Source organism: Trichococcus flocculiformis, from assembly GCF_900113645.1.
Taxonomy (GTDB): Bacteria; Bacillota; Bacilli; order Lactobacillales; family Aerococcaceae; genus Trichococcus; species Trichococcus flocculiformis.
Genome location: NZ_FOQC01000086.1, coordinates 1 through 4,140 on the forward strand (window position 1 = coordinate 1; position 4,140 = coordinate 4,140).

The 4,140-nt window shown below is 35.5% G+C and carries 5 protein-coding genes; 3 read left to right on the top strand and 2 right to left on the bottom strand.

From position 1 onward, the window contains the following. On the bottom strand, positions 1 to 200 hold a 200-nt coding region (locus BMZ71_RS15215; RefSeq protein ID WP_245734463.1), incomplete at its 3' end, for a DUF4372 domain-containing protein. Positions 201 to 657: 457 nt separating this feature from the next. Between BMZ71_RS15215 and BMZ71_RS14345 the strand changes: the two genes are divergently transcribed. The 3 genes from BMZ71_RS14345 (at position 658) to BMZ71_RS14355 (ending at position 2,930) form a co-directional block, all read left to right on the top strand. Beyond that, positions 658 to 1,005, top strand: a complete 348-nt coding sequence (locus BMZ71_RS14345) for a hypothetical protein (RefSeq protein WP_086990888.1) — start codon at positions 658 to 660, stop codon at positions 1,003 to 1,005. A gap of 99 nt (positions 1,006 to 1,104) precedes the next feature. Further along, positions 1,105 to 1,797, top strand: coding sequence for an ABC transporter ATP-binding protein (locus BMZ71_RS14350; protein ID WP_086990886.1), 693 nt, complete (start codon positions 1,105 to 1,107; stop codon positions 1,795 to 1,797). After that, a complete protein-coding gene (locus BMZ71_RS14355; protein ID WP_086990884.1) occupies positions 1,794 to 2,930 on the top strand; it encodes a hypothetical protein in 1,137 nt (378 codons plus the stop codon). Before BMZ71_RS14350 ends, BMZ71_RS14355 begins: the two co-directional genes overlap by 4 nt. A 358-nt stretch (positions 2,931 to 3,288) precedes the next feature. Here BMZ71_RS14355 and BMZ71_RS15015 read toward each other — a convergent pair. After that, positions 3,289 to 4,140: hypothetical protein (locus tag BMZ71_RS15015; RefSeq protein ID WP_177187639.1), on the bottom strand; the 852-nt coding region annotated here is incomplete at its 5' end.

Sequence of the window (4,140 nt, forward strand, 5' to 3'; positions counted from 1 at the left end):
AGGGAAGCTTCGATATCCCGAAGACTGGCTTTTTGGCTCGAGACTGCGTGGAGCATCAGCTTGAGGAAACGATCAAAATAGAGCTTCTTGACATAGGTATTTGTCTGTCCAATTTGTTCTTGTAGTCTTAGCGGTAGATTCTCAAAAGAGACAGGTGCAATCCATTTACAAAATGAAGTTTTTTGTTTATGCTTATCCATAGTTGTAGGTCCTTTAAAGTGGTCTTGGATAAGTCATCTTACCAACCATTGTAAAGGACTTTTTGTTTTTGTCTAAAAATTCGGTTTGTTTATTTTATTAATGCAACACTAGTGACATCTTTTGATTTCAGATTCTTATTCTTCCGAGTTGAACTGATTACTTCTCCAATTTTCATCTCCATCCCACCTTTTGTTCCGTATTGTTTACTATTTTACATATTTAGTATAACTAGTTTATACTAAATATGTAAATAAATACTAAATAGGAGGAGTGTGCAATGTTAGAAAGCATCGGAACACTAATTTGGGAGGTGATTGGCGGACTGTGAACACGTATTTTTCGCTCTATTAGACAACAAGTATATTCTTGAAAGTTTAGTTTGGAAAATATATACTGCTAAAAATTTATCCACATAGCACAACAATAACCTAATCACATAGAAGGAGATGCACTCGAATGAAAATTACTTTACAAATATTTTGTACACTTATGGTACTTTACTTATTTATCTCTCCAGAAATAGTCTCTGCTTCTACCCAAGTTCCAATCTCAAGCCCTTCCTCTATAGTAAAAACTGATAAAGATATAATAATCTCACCAATGGCGAATGCCACAGAAGTAAGATACAGATATTTTCAAGATCATAACTTGTCCGATGATATTTGGGGTGGCCTCTATAATGTTACTTACAAAATACTTACCTATAGAACCGGCTATTCCTATAATGGGTACAAAATTTTAAGTATAGATGAGGGTTGGTTTAGAAGTACCTATCATTTTGAAGATATGTACACTACCTATTAAGTACCGTTCATTAAGACCTCTTCAAAATAATTTAACCCCACTTAAAGAATTCAACACAGACCAAGTAAGTGGGGTTTTTCATCATAAAGGTGGGTAGTAATGATAGAGTTTATGGATTTAAAAATTAGCTTTGGGAAAAAAATAATTGTGAAAGAAATGAATGATCAATTCTCTGAAAATAAAATAATCGGTCTCGTTGCACCCAATGGAACGGGGAAAACAACGTTACTAAGAACGCTGGCAGGAATAAAAAAGCCTGCTGATGGCTACGTGAAAATCAATGGACTGGATTTTTACAGCGAACGCGAAGAATATCTCAAACAAATTTTCTTTTTGGAAAACAGTGACCAGTTATATGCAAATCTGACCGCTCAAGATCATTTTAACTTTACGAAATGCGCTTGGCATTCTTCTGTAGATCCCAATGCTATCATTCGTATGTTAAAAATGGATAGCTATAAAAACATCCCGATACGGAAGCTTTCACTGGGTATGAAACAGCATGTTCTCATAGGCATGTATGCGATTAGTGATGCACCGATTCTTTTGCTGGATGAACCAATGAACGGACTTGACCCGACTAGTCTCAGAATAGTAAACAATTTGCTGCGCTCCATAAAAGAAAACGGCAAAACCATTATTTTTTCCTCACATGATCTGACAAATGTTCATACAATTTGTGATGAAGTTCTGTTCCTGCATGCGCAAAAGGTCATTATAGTTGGGAACACTCTGGACATACAACAAAGCTATGATGAACTGTATCTTTCGGAGGACGTGATTCTGCCATGAAAACAATACTTTTCGAATGCAAAAAAATTTTTTCTGAGAAAGCAAATTATTTCGGTTTCATCTTATTGACCTTCATTTTCACCATCCCGCTTTTTTTGTTTACCACAGCTCAAGAAAACCGATATGAGAATGAGTTGCAATACTTGCGAGCTAATTTGGAATACGGTGAACAAGCACAAAAACAAATGGAATCAGAGCCTGCTGCAGCGCATATCTTACCTGATACCATTGAGCGCAATGAACTGTTGAGCGCTTATATTGACGCTCTCATTTCAGGAACCGATGAAGAAAGGATTAAGGCTGAATACGCGTACGAAAAAAAGCTGCTCCAAAACATGGAGTCGGGAATCCTAAACGGACTCTCTATCATTGAACAGCAGAAGGCAGTCCTGGTTCTTGAAAATTTAGTGAAAAACGATATAACCAAAGTAGATGACAGCTTTCAAGCTTCTGCTCCCGCATTAAATTACGTCGCACGTATTTTTAGCGGCACTGTTTCCAGTTCTTTGATTTTCTCAATTTGCGCGCTTTTATTCGCAAATATCTATTCCTTTGAGAAAAGAAAAAATCACATCAATTTCTTTAATGTTGTCCCCAGCAGATTAGGGAGTATTTTCCTCGCAAAAGTTTCAACAGCTACTGCATTCGTCACGTTATCGTTGGTAACTCCACTGATTATCGCCTTTTTGATCAGTGCTTTTCAGAACGGGATAGGAGATTTCCGCTACCCTATTGCTTATTCCCAAAATGGCGTCGACGTTTTTTTCATGTCAGTAACTGCGTTCAATAGCAGATCCTTGCTGTTATTCTTGTTGTTTATCCTTTTCCTGTCGTCCCTCAGCTTCTTTATCTCACTATTCACAGGGAGTCTGCTTATGAATGCAGGTATCCTATTGTCATCCATTCTGCTGGTTGAGTCTCCTTTGCTTCAGAGTGATTCTATAAAAAACATTGCTCATCTGCTCCCATTTTCATATGCAGATCCATATAAAGTGCTGATCTTCAGCGACTACAATAGTCCGATAATCAATCCTTCATTAAACTTTCAAAATGGCGTAATTTGCCTTCTCATTTACTCACTGATATTCTTCAGCGTATCCTATACGATTATATTAAGACAAAAAAAGTTTTAATGTTTTTCATTCTTTGTTTTCACCTTATCCTTAACGATAGTCCATATTCTCCGAAATACGAAAAAAAACGGAAAGCCTTTTATATCTACAGGCTTTCCGTTTTTTTGTTTCTGCTCTCTTTTCAAGCCATTTCTGCAGTTAGCTCAGAAATGCCGTCACAACGCCATTCCCCTCAAAAAATAACCTCATTTATAGTAAGCATGTGCGTATCATTTTAAAAGGATATTTTTCTCTTTTCGTATCCAATCTATTCGTATCTGTTGTTTTAATGACCCCACATAACAAAGAATACGGCATATTGCTTTCCTGATATTTATTTTTAGGTATACAATAATTTAGAATATGTACATATACATCTTTATTCGTTTTCTATAAAATCTTGACATGCTTCACATAATTCTTCACCATCATCTAACATAATACTGTCACATCTTAAGCAATGTGAATATTCTATACCCTGTCCACACTTTAAACATAATGCAATATTTTCAGAGTGCTCAATTCCAGCCTTATTTAAAAATGACTTACTAATACATAAGCATTCTTCTTCACCACATTCAGGGCAATCATCTTCCAATAGAATAGAGTCTTCTCCTTCTTTTATTGAAAAGTAAGAGTTATTTTCGCTTCTTGCTTCCTCTAATAAAGTTGGAAACACATCAATAATTGTATTCTTAATATCTTCAATCATTTTACTAAATTCACTTAACTCTAAAACGTCTTGTATTAACGGCATATAGTTACCTTGATATTCATTGTATTCATAATCACCATTTGTATACGTTAGTTCAGCAAAATGTGATTCATCCTCTAAAACAAATCTAATTACAACTTTACTTGATTGTCCACGAGTATCATCTATTTGGAAATCATCAACTACAACTTTAATTATTTTGTGAGTTATATTTTGTTTGGCACATAGAAGGATTCTTTCTTTTTCAAAAGACATAGATCTATTCTCAATAATTTCAAAATCATTGTTATCAGAAATAAATTCATAAAAATCATCAACTGCCAAATCCACAGCATCCTCTAACTCTCTAGCTATTTGATCTTCAGATAATACGGACACATTCGCTTCTAATGTAGCGAAATAGTTTTCGAGTTCTGCTTCATACTCTTCATAACTAATATCGTCTACCTCATTTTCTGCTTCATCCGCCGTTGCTGCTTCTGTCGTCGTTGCTGCTTCGGTTGTCGTTGCTGCTTC